General features: G+C 47.2%; 16 protein-coding genes and 1 other annotated feature. Of the genes, 7 read left to right on the forward strand and 9 right to left on the reverse strand.

Annotated elements, in window-relative coordinates; all coding sequences use genetic code 11:
- Positions 1 to 140: 140 nt before the first annotated feature.
- From MHI48_RS18955 to MHI48_RS18985, 7 genes are all read left to right on the forward strand, one after another.
- Positions 141 to 1,349, forward strand: coding sequence for a pyridoxal phosphate-dependent aminotransferase (locus tag MHI48_RS18955; RefSeq protein WP_076328418.1), 1,209 nt, complete (start codon positions 141 to 143; stop codon positions 1,347 to 1,349).
- Positions 1,350 to 1,413: 64 nt separating this feature from the next.
- Positions 1,414 to 1,628 (forward strand) — a binding site (T-box leader).
- Positions 1,629 to 1,710: 82 nt separating this feature from the next.
- Positions 1,711 to 2,814, forward strand: a complete 1,104-nt coding sequence (gene proB, locus MHI48_RS18960; protein ID WP_076317457.1) for a glutamate 5-kinase — start codon at positions 1,711 to 1,713, stop codon at positions 2,812 to 2,814.
- A 56-nt stretch (positions 2,815 to 2,870) separates the two neighbouring features.
- Positions 2,871 to 4,118: a glutamate-5-semialdehyde dehydrogenase gene (locus MHI48_RS18965; protein ID WP_076328417.1), complete on the forward strand. Its 1,248-nt coding sequence runs from the start codon at positions 2,871 to 2,873 to the stop codon at positions 4,116 to 4,118.
- A gap of 36 nt (positions 4,119 to 4,154) precedes the next feature.
- Positions 4,155 to 5,015: a pyrroline-5-carboxylate reductase gene (proC, locus tag MHI48_RS18970; RefSeq protein WP_036671976.1), complete on the forward strand. Its 861-nt coding sequence runs from the start codon at positions 4,155 to 4,157 to the stop codon at positions 5,013 to 5,015.
- On the forward strand, positions 5,012 to 6,235 hold the full coding sequence (locus MHI48_RS18975; protein WP_047843536.1) for a 2,3-diketo-5-methylthiopentyl-1-phosphate enolase: 1,224 nt from the start codon (positions 5,012 to 5,014) through the stop codon (positions 6,233 to 6,235). Before proC ends, MHI48_RS18975 begins: the two co-directional genes overlap by 4 nt.
- Positions 6,232 to 6,909, forward strand: a complete 678-nt coding sequence (locus tag MHI48_RS18980; protein WP_076328416.1) for a 2-hydroxy-3-keto-5-methylthiopentenyl-1-phosphate phosphatase — start codon at positions 6,232 to 6,234, stop codon at positions 6,907 to 6,909. The genes MHI48_RS18975 and MHI48_RS18980 overlap by 4 nt, the downstream gene beginning before the upstream one ends.
- Positions 6,910 to 6,912: 3 nt before the next feature.
- Positions 6,913 to 7,566, forward strand: a complete 654-nt coding sequence (locus tag MHI48_RS18985) for a methylthioribulose 1-phosphate dehydratase (protein ID WP_076328415.1) — start codon at positions 6,913 to 6,915, stop codon at positions 7,564 to 7,566.
- 151 nt (positions 7,567 to 7,717) lie between these two features.
- Here the strand turns inward: MHI48_RS18985 and MHI48_RS18990 are convergent, their stop codons facing one another.
- The 9 genes from MHI48_RS18990 to MHI48_RS19030 all read right to left on the reverse strand — a co-directional run bounded on the left by MHI48_RS18990 (position 7,718) and on the right by MHI48_RS19030 (position 16,590).
- Positions 7,718 to 9,016 carry a multi-tm2 domain protein gene (locus tag MHI48_RS18990; RefSeq protein ID WP_179086514.1) on the reverse strand — a complete coding sequence of 433 codons (1,299 nt, stop codon included), beginning with the start codon at positions 9,014 to 9,016 and terminating at the stop codon, positions 7,718 to 7,720.
- A gap of 28 nt (positions 9,017 to 9,044) precedes the next feature.
- Positions 9,045 to 9,497: a hypothetical protein gene (locus MHI48_RS18995; protein ID WP_076328413.1), complete on the reverse strand. Its 453-nt coding sequence runs from the start codon at positions 9,495 to 9,497 to the stop codon at positions 9,045 to 9,047.
- On the reverse strand, positions 9,490 to 10,107 hold the full coding sequence (locus MHI48_RS19000) for an RNA polymerase sigma factor (protein WP_245838210.1): 618 nt from the start codon (positions 10,105 to 10,107) through the stop codon (positions 9,490 to 9,492). The genes MHI48_RS18995 and MHI48_RS19000 overlap by 8 nt, the downstream gene beginning before the upstream one ends.
- A 130-nt stretch (positions 10,108 to 10,237) precedes the next feature.
- A complete protein-coding gene (locus MHI48_RS19005; protein WP_083677430.1) occupies positions 10,238 to 10,942 on the reverse strand; it encodes a DnaD domain protein in 705 nt (234 codons plus the stop codon).
- A gap of 20 nt (positions 10,943 to 10,962) precedes the next feature.
- A complete protein-coding gene (gene asnS / locus MHI48_RS19010) occupies positions 10,963 to 12,258 on the reverse strand; it encodes an asparagine--tRNA ligase (RefSeq protein WP_017687752.1) in 1,296 nt (431 codons plus the stop codon).
- 101 nt (positions 12,259 to 12,359) lie between these two features.
- On the reverse strand, positions 12,360 to 13,565 hold the full coding sequence (locus MHI48_RS19015; protein ID WP_076328411.1) for an acetate/propionate family kinase: 1,206 nt from the start codon (positions 13,563 to 13,565) through the stop codon (positions 12,360 to 12,362).
- A complete protein-coding gene (locus MHI48_RS19020) occupies positions 13,562 to 14,434 on the reverse strand; it encodes a 3-hydroxyacyl-CoA dehydrogenase family protein (RefSeq protein ID WP_017687750.1) in 873 nt (290 codons plus the stop codon). The genes MHI48_RS19015 and MHI48_RS19020 overlap by 4 nt, the downstream gene beginning before the upstream one ends.
- Before the next feature lie 133 nt (positions 14,435 to 14,567).
- Positions 14,568 to 16,070, reverse strand: coding sequence for an AAA family ATPase (locus tag MHI48_RS19025; RefSeq protein WP_076328410.1), 1,503 nt, complete (start codon positions 16,068 to 16,070; stop codon positions 14,568 to 14,570).
- On the reverse strand, positions 16,063 to 16,590 hold the full coding sequence (locus MHI48_RS19030; RefSeq protein ID WP_076328409.1) for a hypothetical protein: 528 nt from the start codon (positions 16,588 to 16,590) through the stop codon (positions 16,063 to 16,065). The genes MHI48_RS19025 and MHI48_RS19030 overlap by 8 nt, the downstream gene beginning before the upstream one ends.
- Positions 16,591 to 16,807: the final 217 nt, after the last annotated feature.

The raw sequence follows: 16,807 nt of genomic DNA on the forward strand, positions 1-16,807 counted from the left end.
TTTCAGTTTTGTACAATACTCCGCTCTTTGCCCCTATGTACTGTATATTCAAGTGCATTTCCCTCTATACAGCTCGGGATTGGCGTGATAAATTAATGAGAACTATTTGCCATTTTTAATAAACCGGAGTGATGAATATAATGACCCAATCAGACCATATAACTGCTCGTTCAGCTTTTAAGATACCGACTTCTGATGTGATGACACAGCTGCCAACGCAATTTTTTGCTACCCTTGTTCAAAATGTAAATCGTGAAATCGCAAGTGGACATGACGTGATCAATCTGGGTCAGGGGAACCCGGATACACCTACACCACCTCATATTGTGAAAACACTGCAAGAGTCGGCTGAGAATCCCCTCTACCACAAATACTCCCCTTTTAGAGGGTACTCTTTCCTGAAGGAAGCCGTCGCCAAACGTTATAAGGAAGATTACAACGTTGATCTGAACCCCGAGACTGAAGTCGCCATTCTGTTCGGAGGAAAAACCGGATTGGTTCAGTTACCTCAGGTCCTGCTTAACCCCGGGGACACCGTTCTCGTTCCAGATCCCGGCTACCCGGATTACTGGTCTGGTGTTGCACTCGCCAAAGCAAACATGTCATTTATGCCTTTAATGGAGTCCAACACATTCCTGCCAGATTATGAAGCTGTTACAGCCGAAGATCGGGAGAAGGCCAAGCTGATGTTCCTGAACTATCCCAACAACCCAACGTCAGCAACGGCACCCCTTTCGTTCTACGAAGATACGGTTGAATTTGCCATTCAAAATCAAATCGTCATTGCCAGCGACTTTGCTTACGGTGCAATTGGATTCGACGGACATCGTCCCGTAAGTTTCCTGCAAGCCCCTGGTGCCAAAGAAGTGGGCATTGAGTTCTATACGTTATCCAAAACGTACAATATGGCTGGATGGCGTGTTGGATTCGCACTCGGCAATGCAGAGATTGTCTCTAAGATCAATCTGCTTCAGGATCATATCTATGTCAGTCTCTTCGGTGGAATTCAGGCTGCGGCAACGGAAGCACTTACTGGCTCACAGGAATGTGTTGCCTCACTGGTTTCACGCTACGAATCGCGTCGCAATGCATTTTATGACGCTCTTTCCTCAATTGGCTGGCAAGCTTCGAAACCAGCGGGTTCATTCTTCAGCTGGTTACCTGTACCTGCCGGTTATACCTCCGCTTCATTTGCAGACTTGTTACTGCGAGAAGCCAAGGTAGCCGTAGCCCCAGGTATTGGTTTTGGTTCGCATGGTGAAGGCTATGTGCGCGCGGGACTGTTAAGTGATGAAAACCGATTACGCGAAGCTGCCCAGCGGATTGGCAAGCTGAATTTATTTAAGTAATTTACAGGACCATAACCCCTTTGCATATGCCAAGTTTCCATGGTATGTTATAAGAAATATTGAACGAAACGTGATGACGGGACCAGTAAGAGAATATCAGTCGCGCCCAGAGAGTAAATTCCACCCTGCTGAAAGAATTTACCGCGGCTCTTCTCTGAAACCTACCCCTGAGCGGCCTGTTACGTGCAGGACAGTGCCTTCTGTTACAGGGCATGAAGCCGGATGATCTAATCATCAATAAAGGTGGTACCGCGGAAGTAACAAACTTTCGTCCTTTTTAACTAAAGGGCGGGAGTTTTTTTTGTACCCGCTAAAGACTGCTCCAGAAGCACTTATTAATCATGTTTAAGGAAGTGAAACCATGACTTCACGTATTGTAGTTAAGATTGGAAGCAGCTCGCTTACAACGGAAGAAGGCGGTCTGGATCGCAGTTCGATCACTTTTTTTGCCGGAGAAATTGCAGCATTGGCTGATCAGGGTCATGAAGTGCTTTTGGTCACCTCAGGAGCGGTAGCGGCCGGATTCCGGGAGATCGGTTATCCTCAGCGCCCCAAACTGCTACATGAGAAACAAGCCGCAGCGGCCGTTGGGCAGGCATTACTGATGCAGGCATATCAACAGGCTTTTGCAGCGCACCGCGTTACTACGGCGCAAATTCTGTTAACTCGTACAGACTTTCACAGTCGTAAACGCATGGGTAACGCAGGTATGACCGTAGAAGAGTTGCTTAAACAGCGAGTGATTCCGATTTTTAATGAGAATGATACGGTGTCGGTAGACGAATTGAAGTTTGGTGATAACGATCTGTTGTCCGCATTGGTTGCAAACCTGGTGAAGGCTCAGCATCTGATCATTCTTACCGATACCAACGGCTTGTACACCGCAGATCCGCGCAAAGATCCTTCTGCCGTGCGTTACGACCGTATTCCCGAAATCACGGCTGAGATCTATGCTTTTGCCGGCGGTTCAGGTTCGGCGGTTGGCACAGGCGGAATGCGATCCAAAGTTGATGCAGCCAAGGTTGCTACACGTGGAGGCGTACCTGTATTCGTGGGAAGTGTGAAAGAACCCGGAGATATGCAGAAGGCGGTTGATGGCACGGGCAAAGGAACTTACTTTGAGACACGACTCGCTTCGTTATCCCGTAAAAAGCAGTGGCTTGGCTTCATGTCTACTCCGCTGGGAACAGTCGTTGTGGATGATGGTGCTGAAGAAGCCCTTGTCCATGGGGGGCACAGTCTTCTACCTGTAGGGGTCAAGCGGGTACTGGGAACTTTCCATGCCGGAGACGTCGTAGAGGTCATTGGTATGGATGAAACCTTGCTCGGTCGCGGTATTGTCAATTATGATGATGACCAGCTTCGACTCATTGCCGGACTTCCCAGTGGCGAAGTGATGAAACAACTCGCTAGCATCCACAGACTTGAAGTTATTCATAGAGACGAATGGATTACGTTAAAATAAACTTGAAGCAATATAGTGGTTGGAATACTCAACTATATATATGAGGAGGAATTACGATGAGTGAAGTCAGAGAAAAAGCCAGCAAAGCCCAAGCCGCGGTTCCACAGCTGAACCGATTGAATACAGAACAGAAAAATACGGCCCTGCGTGTCATGGCAGATGCTTTGATTAAGGAGACGGATTCCATCATTACGGCAAACGCCGAAGATCTGGAACGCGGCAGAGAACAAGGCACGCCGGAATCCATGCTGGATCGACTCGCCCTTAATAAGGAGCGGATCGCAGGCATAGCTGAAGGGTTACGTCAGATTGCAGATCTGCCTGATCCAGTCGGCGAAGTGTTAGAGACATTTACCCGTCCAAACGGATTACATGTTGAAAAATTAAGAGTGCCGATTGGCCTGATTGGCATCATCTACGAAGCTCGTCCTAATGTAACTGTAGACGCAGCCGGATTATGTCTTAAAACAGGTAATGCAGTGCTTCTGCGCGGCGGCTCCTCTGCCCTGTCCTCCAATCGTAAAATTGTGGAGGTGCTGCATCAGGCACTCACAACGACAGACATGCCTGCTGATGCTTTGCAATTGGTTGAAGATGCAGATCGTGCTTCCGTAGATGAGATGCTCAAGTTGAACGGACTGCTGGACGTCATCATTCCACGCGGAGGAGCTTCCCTCATTCGTAATGTGGTTGCCAACGCAACGGTACCTGTCATCGAAACTGGAGCGGGCATTTGCCATACCTATGTGGATGAATCAGCCGATCCAGTTATGGCAGCCGAAATTGCCATCAATGCCAAGGCACAACGTCCATCCGTATGTAACTCCATGGAAACGTTGCTTCTGCATACCGCATACGCGGAAGAGCATCTGCCTGCTCTTGCCGAGCAATTCCGTGAGGCCAATGTGGTCTTAAAAGGTTGCGACACGGTGCGCCGTCTTGTTCCTTCTGCCCTTGAGGCAACCGAGGAAGACTATGCGACCGAGTACAACGACTATATTTTAAATATCCGGGTGGTCGAGAACCTGGATGAAGCGATGCAGCACATCGCACATTACGGAACCAAACATTCCGAGTGTATCGTAACCCGGGATACAGCCCATGCAGAGCGCTTTATGCATGATGTGGATGCAGCAGCCGTCTATCACAATGCGTCCACACGTTTCACCGATGGATTTGAATTTGGCTATGGAGCCGAAATCGGAATCAGTACCCAGAAACTGCATGCACGTGGACCGATGGGACTACCAGCACTGACATCAACCAAATATCGGATTACAGGCAATGGACAGATTCGTCAATAATATCCCAGCACCAGTTATATAGGAGGAACGATAAATATGAGTCAAGAGCAACAGACGTTACTACAACAGAAGATTACTTTCCACGGAGCAGGCGCGATGGCTGAAGCCATCGTGCGCGGACTGATCTCCCGCCTAGTCGTTCGTCCTCAGGATATTACGATGCTGAACCGCAGCAACCAGAAACGTCAGGAGGAGCTCAGCACCCGTTATGCTGTACATACCGGAACTGCCTCGCAATCCTTGGATCACCTTGCCTCCACTCCGGTCATTGTACTCTGTATGAAACCCAAAGATGCTGCCGCAGCGCTGCGCGAGCTTGGTCCGCTGTTATCACCTGATCAACTGATCGTATCTGTCATTGCCGGATTATCAATCCGCACGATGCAGTCCTTGCTTGGTCGTAAACAACCGATCGCGAGAACCATGCCAAATACATCCAGTACCATTGGACTTGGCGCTACCGGGCTTGCCTTCTCTGCGGAGATTACGGATGAACAGCGCAGTACGGTGATGACCATGTTTGAAGCGGTTGGTATCGTGACCATCGTACCTGAAGATAAACTTGAAGTACTCACTGGGATTTCCGGAAGCGGCCCTGCTTATGTATACTATCTAATGGAGGCCATGATTGCCGCAGGTATTCGTGGTGGCTTATCCAGCCAGCAATCTCGTGATCTCACTGTTCAGACGGTGCTGGGCGCGTCACGTATGGTACAACAAACCGGTTTGGAACCGATGAAACTTCGTAGTGATGTGACTTCCCCGGGAGGGGCGACACAAGCAGCACTGAAGACGCTGGACGAAGGAGATTTCTTTGAAAATGTAATCGCAGCCGTCAACCGCTGTGCAGAGCGCTCACGGGAGATGGGAGCTGCTTTGGAAGGGGATTTAAAATGAATAACATGTGCACAGCCACATATCGTCTGCATGATGATCATGCAGACTTTCGCAAGAAGGCTCAGTCTATCGCGATTGGCATGACCGTGGGTAGCTGGACTGAGTTGCCGCAAGCCCAGCGTGAAGCGATGCAGAAACATCTGGGTGAAGTAATCAACGTAGAAGTAAATGAAGCTGAAGGAATGGCTGCGGGTGAGCGTTACGCCGATATTACCATCGGATATCCTGATGTTAACTTCAGCCGTGATATCCCTGCCCTGCTCGTGACGGTCTTTGGCAAAATCTCAATGGATGGCCGGATCAAATTAACAAAGCTTGGTTTCTCGGATGGCTTCCTGAGTGCATTCCCGGGACCCAAGTTTGGACTGAATGGTGTTCGTGATCTGCTTGGTGTGCATGATCGTCCACTGTTAATGAGTATCTTTAAGTCAGTTATCGGACTGGATGCAGATGAACTGCGTGAACAATTTATTCGTCAGGCCCTTGGGGGCGTTGATCTGATCAAGGACGATGAGATTCTGTTCGAAAATAAATTGACACCTATCGAAAAAAGAGTCGAGGTCTGCATGAAAGCTGCCGAACAGGCACGCCAGGAGACCGGCAAGAAACTTCTGTATGCAACCAATCTTACAGGACCTACATCTCGTCTGAAGCAACAAGCTGAACGCGCTATTGGTGCAGGAGCCAATGCCCTGTTATTCAACGTATTGTCTTACGGATATGATGTGCTGCATGAACTCAGCAGTGATCCTGACATCAATGTGCCAATTATGGCTCATCCTGCTCTTGCGGGAGCACTGTATCCTTCACCACATTACGGCATGTCGGCTTCGGTTGTACTTGGTCAGTTGATGCGTCTTGCAGGTGCCGATCTGGTGCTCTTCCCTTCTCCTTATGGTTCGGTTACGATGCCGAAGGAAGAAAATATGGCGATCACGGAGCAATTACTGACAGCCGATCTGCCAGTACGAACCAGTATGCCAGTGCCTTCAGCCGGTATCCATCCAGGCCTTGTACCGCTCATTTTGCGCGACTTTGGCACGGATGTCATCGTTAATGCTGGTGGCGGTATTCATGGACATCCTATGGGCACTGAGGCAGGCGGACGTGCATTCCTGCAAGCCATTGAGGCAGCTCAACGTTCCATTCCACTCGCGCAGTATGCAACCGAGCATCCGGAGCTAAAAAGTGCATTGGATCTGTGGGGTGGCGAACGATGAGAAGTGATAAAAAAACAGTCATTTTCTGTGACTTTGACGGTACGATTACGCTCTCGGACAATATTGTCGCAATCATGAAACATTTCAAGCCTGAGGGCATTGAAGCGATTATGAAAGATACAATTGAGCAAAAAATCTCGCTGCGTGAAGGTGTTGGAGCCATGTTTGCTCTGTTGCCTGCATCGCAGAAAGATGAAATTGTGGAATTTGTGCTTGGACAAGCGGGGATCCGTGAAGGATTCAGCGAGTTTCTTGACTACGTTCGCAGCGAAGATATCGAATTCAATGTGACCAGCGGTGGTATGGACTTTTTCATTGAACCGTTACTCGCACCATTTCATATCCCGCAGGATCATGTCTATTGCAACGGAGCTGACTTCTCGGGTGAAACCATTAAGATTGAATGGCCGAATCCCTGCCAGCCTCCTTGTGAGAATGGCTGCGGCATGTGCAAAACAACAGTCATTCGTACCTTCCCGGAAGAACAATACAATCGAATCCTTATTGGAGACAGTCTCACAGATTTTGAGGGTGCCAAAATTGCCGATCTCGTCTACTCCCGCTCCATTTTGACGAATAAATGTATTGAACTTGGTGTGGACCATGTGCCATTCGTTACCTTTTACGATATCATCGAAGATATGAAACAGAAGCAAACACAAGGAGTGCTGTAAACGATGGGCTTTGAAAAGATTACATTGGAACACAAACGTCAGGTCCTTGAAGAACTGGCTGATATTAAAGCGTTGTTTGCCGGTCGTAACTGGTTCCCCGGAACAAGTGGCAATCTGTCTATGCGTGTAGGAGACTTTGACCCGGAGCAATTTTATTTTGCGGTTACCGCCTCAGGCAAAGACAAATCTCTTCGCACTCCGGAAGACTTTCTTTTTGTGGACAAACACGGCAAAGCAATTGAAACAACAACGTTGAAACCAAGTGCCGAAACGTTGATTCACTGTGAAATCTATCGTTTGACGGGTTGTGGTGCTGTATTCCACGTGCATACTGTGTTTAACAACCTGATCAGTGAATTCTTTGGAGCAGATGGACACGTGCCGATTCAAGGAATCGAATTGATCAAGGCTTTCAACATTTGGGAAGAAAATGCGGAGATTCGTGTACCCGTCCTGCCTAACTTTGCAGATATTCCATCTATCGCTGAATTGGTGCCAGGTGTACTTGATGCCAACGTACCAGGAATTTTGCTGCGTAACCACGGCATATATGCGTGGGGCAAGGATGCTTTTGAAGCGAAACGTCATCTGGAAGCGTTTGAGTTCTTGTTCGAAGTGATGTACCGTCAACTTCTGTTGAAGGGCGCCACGAGATAGCAATCATTTGTTCAAAATCAAAGCTGCACAACCAAAAACACGCCAGAGGCTGATATACATAGCCCTTGGCGTGTTTTTATGTTGTTGGATAACAGCGATTAGAAGGTTGCTCTGTCATCGTAGTGTCAGTGTAAATAATCTTTAGGTCACTCTACAGTCGATCATCCCGATCCTTGAATAAAAAGAGGCTGTCTGCTCCCTCATCATTTCCTTGAGCAGCACTATGGATACCCGTCCCCCTCTGCTTGCCAAACAGCAGTTTCAAACCGCCAAAAATGAGCAGCAAGGATACGATGACGGTGTTTAAATAGGAACGTATCTCATACGTCATAAATGCATTAGGGAAGAGCTCATTCAGCTGTGGAATGACAAGACGGATCGTCAGGTAATATAGACCCAGCGCGGCGATCCCGAATCCAATCAGACGCTGATGGCGGGCCCAGTCCTTGAAGATCGGTTGATCAACCAAAGGCTCGCGTCCATAACGACTGGAGCACTGGAGCCCGTCAAAGAAGCTGTAGAACCAGATCAACGGAATCATGAACAGAAACACCGATAAGTGAAGCAGGTCCAGAACATAGATGCTGCCCAGGAACAGGAACATCAATTGCATGCCTCTTTTCTGCAATCCCAGATAGAGATGACCTGCACCTGGAAAAGCGGATAGCAGCGTTGCAAGCACTTTGCTACGTCGTCCGGCTACTCTGCCCATCTCCAATTCTTCGAATAATGTCCGATCCTGCAATATCTCACCAGCCTGCTTACGGTGGACATGCTGCACCGCGTCAAACATGCAGTATACCCATATTACAGGCAGTATGAGTAGGAACATCAAAAATACCGATTCATTCGTGATCGAAGCTACAAAAACCATCATGGCAAATGAACCAAAGAACGCCATCAAGAACGACAAACCGCGATGCAACAATCCCAGATGAAGGTGGCCCAATCCCGGAACAAATGAGAGCAAAATGGTGAAGAACCGTTCACCCTCACTGCCTTTTCGGTACATGGGTTGACCATAGGGCCCCTCGGGCATACCATACACTCCACCATGATCCTGATGTGGCTCCTCCTGATCCATCTGTCCAAGAGGCTCTTCCTGGCCAGCATATGCTTTCTGGTAAGCGGCGCCTTGATGGAGACCACCGTAATGTGCCCCATAACCTTGGTAATGAACTTCGTGCAATGAAGGGGCACGGAGTAGAACGATAATCATATCCAGCATGCTGATACACCAGAAGAATATGGCTCCCAGGAACCCGACAATCATCAATTCCTTTTCATCAGTCAACAACGCCAACATGATGAAGCCAATGCCTGTTCCAAAAAAGAGTAATGGATAGACCACAGCTCTGGTAGGCCGTCCCCAATACATAAAACCAAGACCGGGTATCAAGTTTAATAGAAATGCGAGTAATTTGTTACGATCTGAGTGCACAGTCGTCATCCTTTCTTTTCAGGCAATGCGAAACTATTTATGGTTTAGGCTTGAAGTTATCCAGCCATGAAGTGGCTGCCTCCGTCCATTTCTCGGTAAAAGACCCTCTGTGGTCGCCATCCTGGAACTTGTGATATGGTGCTACCTTGTCAAAAAGTCCAGACGAGAGGAAGATCAATGTCAAACAGGCTGCTACCGCGTAATGGAACACTTTATGATCAAGCCAGCGCCGGTTTCGTCCAGCACGGGATTTGCGTTGTACCTTGGGTGATTGAATGCCCTCAATCCGATGCATGACTGAATCCGCAAACCCTGTTGGGTCATGTAACGGAGGCAGTTCTCCGTGGATACCAAGCGCTTCCAGATAGATGTCCATCGCATCCGGATCTTCCATCAGAAGCTGTTCCATTTGGTTTGCTTGAGTTTCACTCATATGGCCTTCAATATAATCGGTCCATTGCGCAGTGGTATATTTCTCCTGTTTACTCACGCCATTCATCCTCCTTCCAATGTTTTCGAATCCACTGCCGGGCACGATACAAGCGGGATTCCACAGTCTTCACAGCCACCTGTGCATCACTGGCAATCTGCTCATAATTTTTTTCGCTTAGATAATACGCAGTGATAATGTCACGATGCTGAGCAGGCAACTGATTAATTCGTTCGCGAAGTTTATCCTGACGCTCTTCACGAACGAGACGGGTAAGAACGTCTTCATCCCGTCCGGGCATATTGATTATTTTTTCTTCTCCACCCAGATCCTCAGCAGTTCGTCTGCCCAGCTTGCGTTTGGCATCAATCGCTTTGTGAAAGGCAATTCGGGTTAACCACGTTTTGAAACCTTCAGAACGGTAGTCGGGGAGAGACTTATACATCTGTATGAACGCCTCCTGAGCTGCATCCTGTGCTTCCTGATCGTTCCTGAGTACGGAATAGGCCACATGGTATACATGCTGGCTATACTTATCAATCAGAGTACGCATCTGGGATGTATCTCCTTGACGGATTTGTTCGATTACGCGCGCTTCATCAATAACTCTCCCCTCCTCTCCAATACAATAGACGACAGCTTGTGCGTTAACCCCTGCGTGATCTATCAAATTTTTGTAAAACAAAATGAAATCATTGCCTGAAAGGTTGATGTTGCTGATCACTCATCCAATCTTTAATCCAAAAAAAACAGGCACAGAATGACTTCTGGCCTGTTTCTTGTCCCTGCCTACGCTGGAATTAACGTCCACCATTACGAAACCGCTGCGTGTACGCCTTCGCGTCTTGAACGGTCTTAACACGATTGCGACTCCACTCAAGCAGTATTCGATCGATATACCGGAAATGTACTTTGCCTGCAAAAACCGCTTCCTTCAGAGCCATTAGAATCAATTCCTCTTGATAACGGTCCTGATCCAACCAGCCGGATATCGTCTCGCACTCCATTGGAGAGAGCGGACGTCCAAATTCTTTTTCAAAGATGGAGAACATGTTCCGTTCTTCCTCTTCTTTTTGAACACTGTTCGAATCTTGACGTGCTGTATTGTTACTCTGCTGCTCCGCACGGAATGCGGCTACTTCTTCAGCAGTGCACTTTGCAAGCTTGGCATATAATCCATGTAAATCATATCGCTCGTACTGGATGTCCCGTTCTTCGTCACGGTGCTCGTCAATAGCAATATACCCATCCCTCATCAGACGTTGCAACATTCTGGCAATGCCTTCAGGTGCAAGTCCCATGCGCGCCGCAAGCTCTTCAAGCGTGGGAAACTCATTGAACTCTGCCTGACGGAACCCTAGCAGTTGAATCAGAAGAAGCACTTCTACATCTGATAGGCCAAGCTGGTGATAAAAACGTAACAAGGCATACGGCAGATGGGCTGTACCCGAAGTCATGCCATAAGCTGCTCCATCCAACCAAGCTTTGGATGTGGTGTCTTCCATAGACGCTCCTCGGTTAAGCATTAAGGGTACAGACGATAGAGCATACGTGGGAATGCGATTGTTTCACGTACATGATCCAATCCACAGATCCATGCTACCGTCCGCTCCAATCCCAGACCGAAACCGGAGTGAGGAACCGATCCATATTTACGCAAATCCAGATACCATTGGTAAGCTTCATCCGAGAGATTGTGCTCCTCAAAACGTTGTTGCATCAATTCCGGATCATCGATACGCTGCGAACCGCCAATAATCTCTCCGTAGCCTTCTGGTGCAATCATATCCGCACAGAGAACAACTTCAGGACGATTTGGATCTGGTTTCATATAGAAAGCCTTGATTCCAGCAGGGTAATGCGTGATAAAGACAGGTGTATTGTACTTCTCAGCAATAGCTGTTTCGTGTGGTGCACCAAAGTCTTCTCCCCAAGGAATATCAAAGCCTTGTCCATGCAGGAATTCAATCGCTTCATCATACGTAATACGCGGGAATGGAGCTACGATGCCTTCGAGTTTGGATACGTCACGACCGATAGATTCCAGTTCTGCACGGCAGTTTTTAACCACGGATTGAACGACATGAGCGATAAATTTCTCTTGTACGCGCAAACTTTCCTCGTGATCTACAAATGCCATTTCCGGCTCAATCATCCAGAACTCAATCAAGTGACGACGTGTTTTGGACTTCTCTGCGCGGAATGTTGGACCAAATGAATATACCTTACCCAGCGCCATGGCTGCGGCTTCCATATACAATTGACCACTTTGTGTCAGATAAGCATCTTCATCAAAGTATTTGATGTGGAACAGGTTCGTTGTTCCTTCCGCAGACGATGGTGTCAAAATTGGAGGATCAACTTGTGTGAATCCGTTACCATCAAAGAACTGCTGAACAGCTCGAATAATCTCTGCCCGAATCACCATAACAGCACGTTGCTTCGTAGAACGAAGCCACAGATGACGATGGTCCATCAAGAAATCAACACCATGCTCTTTAGGCGTGATTGGATAGTTTTCAGTCAGGTGAATGATTTCAACCCCTGTAACAGTCATCTCGTAACCGGACGCACTGCGAGGTTCTTCACGAATAATACCTGTAACATACAAAGAGCTTTCTTGAGTCAGGCTCTTGGCATTGTTCCAGATCTCTTCACTAACTTCACTTTTCACAACAACCCCTTGGATATATCCGGTTCCATCACGCAGCTGCAAAAACTGAATTTTACCGCTGGAACGTTTGTTGTTAATCCAGGCACCGATTGTTACGGTTTCGCCCACATGCTCGTTCACATTACGAATTACACAATTCGTATTCATGCCCATATCTCCCCTTGGTTCCTGAATTTGAAAATGCAGCGGGCAGGCTTATGCCTGTCCTCTGCACTTCCTTGTCATTCTATATTTACTTTACAGTTAGATTACTGAGAATTCAATACGATTCGGTGTGTATCACGTGCAATTACCAATTCTTCGTTTGTTGGCACAACGAGAACTTCCACTTTGGAGTTCGCTGTTGTGATCCGGCGTGGTTCGCCAGAACGAATGGCATTCAACGCTTCATCCAGTTCAACACCCAGATAAGTGAGTTGCTCACATACTTTTTGGCGAAGTACAACGGAGTTCTCACCTACACCAGCCGTAAAGACAATCACGTCTACACCGTTCATTGCAGCTGCATATGAGCCGATGTATTTACGCAGACGGTATTCGTACATTTCAAAAGCAAGCGTGGAGTTGGCATCGCCATTCTCCATACCTTCCGTAATCTCACGCATGTCACTGCTGATTCCGGAGATCGCAAGCAATCCACTGTGTTTGTTCAACATGGAGTTCACTTCGCTTACGCTCAGTTCTTCCTTGTTCATTACATAAGGTACGATGGCTGGGTCAAGGTCACCAGAACGCGTTCCCATCATCAGTCCCTCAAGCGGAGTCATACCCATCGAAGTATCAACGGATACGCCACCTTGAACTGCTGTTACACTACCACCGTTACCGACGTGACAAGTGATAATTTTCAGATCTTCCACTGGACGATCCAGATATTCAGCAGCTGCCTTGCTTACGAAATCATGGGAAGTACCATGTGCGCCGTAGCGACGTACTTTATATTTTTTGTAAAGTACACGCGGAATAGCATACAGGTAAGCTTTTTCCGGCATCGTTTGATGGAACGCCGTATCGAAGACCATTACCTGTGGCACACCAGGCATATTTAATTCAGCCGCACGAATACCCATCATTGCTGCAGGGTTATGAAGTGGAGCCAAGTCGAACAAACGACGAATTTCAGCTTTGGCAGCATCATCTACCAATGCAGATTCTTTAAATGCTTCACCACCGTGAACAACACGGTGTCCAACAGCTTGAATTTCACTTACAGAATCCAGTACACCATTTTCTTTGTGAGTCAAAATATCAATGACTTTACGGATCGCTGTTGTATGCTCCAGAATCTCACTAACTTCTGTAACATCCTCACGGCCTGTCGGTTTGTGTGTCAGGATGGAGGAATCCATTCCGATCCGTTCTACCAAACCTTTAGCCAGTACAGATTCGTCAGTCATATTATACAGTTGATATTTGAGCGAGGAACTCCCCGCATTAATTACGAGTACTTTCACAGTCGGTCACCATCCTTGTCGTACTTGAAGAATCCTTCGCCTGTTTTGGCACCCAGGTGTCCTGCACGCACCATTTTCTTCAGGACTGTCGAAGGACGATATTTCAATTCTCCGAATTCACGGAACATTCTTTCGAGTGCAGCTTCAACAGAATCCAATCCGAAACGGTCAGCCATTTCGAGTGGTCCATGTTGGAAGTTGTATCCGATACGCATTGCATCATCGATATCTTCAGCAGATGCAACACCTTCTTGCAATACATGCAACGCTTCGTTAATCAGCAGGCAGATCAGACGGGAAGTTACGAATCCAGGGGATTCATAAATCATGACTCCTTTTTTGTCCGCTACTTCTTCAACAAAACGTCTGGTCTCTTCGAATGTTGTATCCGAAGTTTTCAGTCCACGAATAATCTCTACAAGATCAACCCGGGATACCGGGTGAATAAAGTGCATACCAATAACACGCTCTGGGTATTTGGTCGAGCTTGCAAGCTCGGTCAAACTCAGCGTGGATGTATTACTTGCCAGAATGACATTGCTTGGACAAACTTGGTCCAGTTGGCTGAATACTGCTTTTTTCGCATCCAGATCCTCTGAAATTGTCTCAATGACCATGTCGCAAGTTCCAAGTTCAGCTAAATGAGCTACCTTGGTAATACGGGAAAGAATCAATTTCTTCTCCGCTTTTGTAATCGCCCATTTCTCCAGTTGTTTATCCAGATTGGTTTCGATCATGTCATATGCATGATCCAGCTTTTGTGTTGTATGCTCCACGAGAAGCACATCAAGTCCTTTGGCTGCGAGCATCTGGGAAATACCTTGTCCCATCGTTCCGCCGCCGACAACTCCTATTTTTTTGAAAAACATGGTTCTGCTCCATCCTTTCGGTTCTCTATTTCTCTATTGTACCCTGTTCGCCGAAAATTACAAATTTCGACCCAACATATAATAATATCTTAGCACGAGTGAAATGTAAAAAAAAATAACCAGCATAAATAAATTATGCTGGTAGAAGGGCACTGTCACGAAATTGACAACGAAATTGTTCGCCAGACAAAACTTCCTCACGAATCAAGATGTCGAGTGAATTGTCGAAAATTGTCCGTTGTTCTTCAAGCAACTGCTTTGTCTGTTCCATCAGTTCTTGCAGAATCAATTTATTCTCTCGCATCAGTTCCTCGGTTGTGACCATATCCATGTTCACAATCCCAAGTGAAGTCAACCCCGAAGCCATCATCGTCTGTACAACATTGGTTGCCTGATCAAAGTCATTGCGTGACCCTGTGGAACGACCACCGTAGTACATTTCCTCCGCAGCTGCTCCTCCGAGTGCAATCATAATCTGCTCTTCCAGGAAGCGCTTCGTATAGAGGAACTGTTCCTGTTGCGGGTTATGACGTACATATCCCAGCGCCTGACCACGCGGACTAAGTGCCACCTGACTAACACTGCCTGGACGAACGAGTTCAGCCATAATGGCATGTCCCAACTCGTGAATGGCGACCCTTTTCTTCTCTTCCACGCTCGACTCACGGTCTGTCTTCTCACCCATCATGACTTTATCAATAGCCAGGGACAAATGCCGCTGTTCGATGTTTAACAGCCCGTCTCTCATGGCGTATATTGCTGCTTCGTTCATCACACTTTCGAGCTGTGCACCGGAGAAACCATATGATTCTTCCGCTGTTTTCCCCAGATTAACTTCCTTCAACAAAGGTTTGTTCACCGCATGCAGTTCCAGAATATGCTTTCTGCCCTTTTTGTCAGGCAAGTCCACTTGAATGTGGCGGTCAAAACGTCCCGGTCGAGTCAGAGCGCTATCCAGCATCTCTTTGCGGTTCGTTGCAGCGATAACCAGAATTCTTGGCGTATCGGAAGAATAGATTCCATCCATTTCCGTCAGGAGCTGATTCAGGGTCTGATCATATTCACGCTGTTGACCACCCTCACGTTTCCCCCCGATGACATCGATTTCATCGATAAAGATAATAGCGTTTTCCTTATTTTCCTTGGTGGCACGGGTTCTCGCGTCCTTGAACAAATCCCGAATTCTGCTGGCACCCACACCAACATACATTTCCACGAACTCACTACCCGATGCTGCTACAAAAATAGAATCGGTGTAATGGGCAGCAGCCTTGGCCATCAACGTTTTCCCTGTCCCTGGAGGGCCCGTCAGCAAGATCCCTTTTAACGGGCGAATCCCGAACTTCCGGATTTCTTCATGTTTGATGAGAAAGTCAAGCGCTTCACGCAGTTCCTGCTTCGCACTGTCTTGTCCGCCAATTTCTTCAAAAGTAAGCTTGGAAGGTCCTTTTTTCTTCCGTTTGCGTTCCTGTGCAGCGCCTACTGTAATCCCGCCACGCATTTGCATCATGAACAGCAAAGCTCCGACAAGCACCGCTGCAATCAGAATTGGAACAATATTAACACCAGTAAAAGCAAGGAAAATAATCAATACGGGAAAAAATCCGATGGCAACTTCTTTTGTCCACTTAGGCATTAGGCCACACTCCTATCTGACCGGGCACACGCGGCAGAATAATAAACTTGCTGGCATCTCCGTCTCTGAGACTGACATATACATTGTTGTCATCCATCGCTGTATTTACCTTAATTCCATTCGTCGCCATCTTTGACAACGTTGGTGTAATCTCGGTGTATTGCTTGTTCTCCATCGCCTGAGCTACGGTGAACATCGCATCCCCCCACCAACTTTCCAGTGCTTCACTGGAATGATCCACAACATCCAACTTTAGTGAGCGTGTTCCAATCAGGGTCTGTCCTTCTTTGTGAATATATTGTACCAGTCTGCCCAAATCAACATCAGGTTGCAGATCCAGTTTCAATTGTACGTCATTGCGGTTAATAGTTAATTGAACGTCATTGACTCCATCGTACTGGGTTACCATTTTTTCAATCGGATTCTGCACAGCCACCTGACGATATACAAACCAACCTCCAAACAACACAACGGTTGAAATGACGGCAGTTATAGCAATAGGCAATACTTTTAGCTTCAAGTGAATTACCCCTCCCAGAATTTGGCCCAACCTACTGGCTTATTGGTATATACGAATATGTGCACATTGACTCCTGCGAGAATTTCGACAGGATTATTTGTTTTTGAATGTAACTTTGAGTACATATCTGAGTATATCACATCGTATATACAATTTCGAAGGCGAAAATATGAATAAATTATTAATTTTAACTATTTAAATCAAATATGTTTACAGA

The organism is Paenibacillus sp. FSL H7-0942, from assembly GCF_045040715.1.
Taxonomy (GTDB): domain Bacteria; phylum Bacillota; class Bacilli; order Paenibacillales; family Paenibacillaceae; genus Paenibacillus; species Paenibacillus amylolyticus.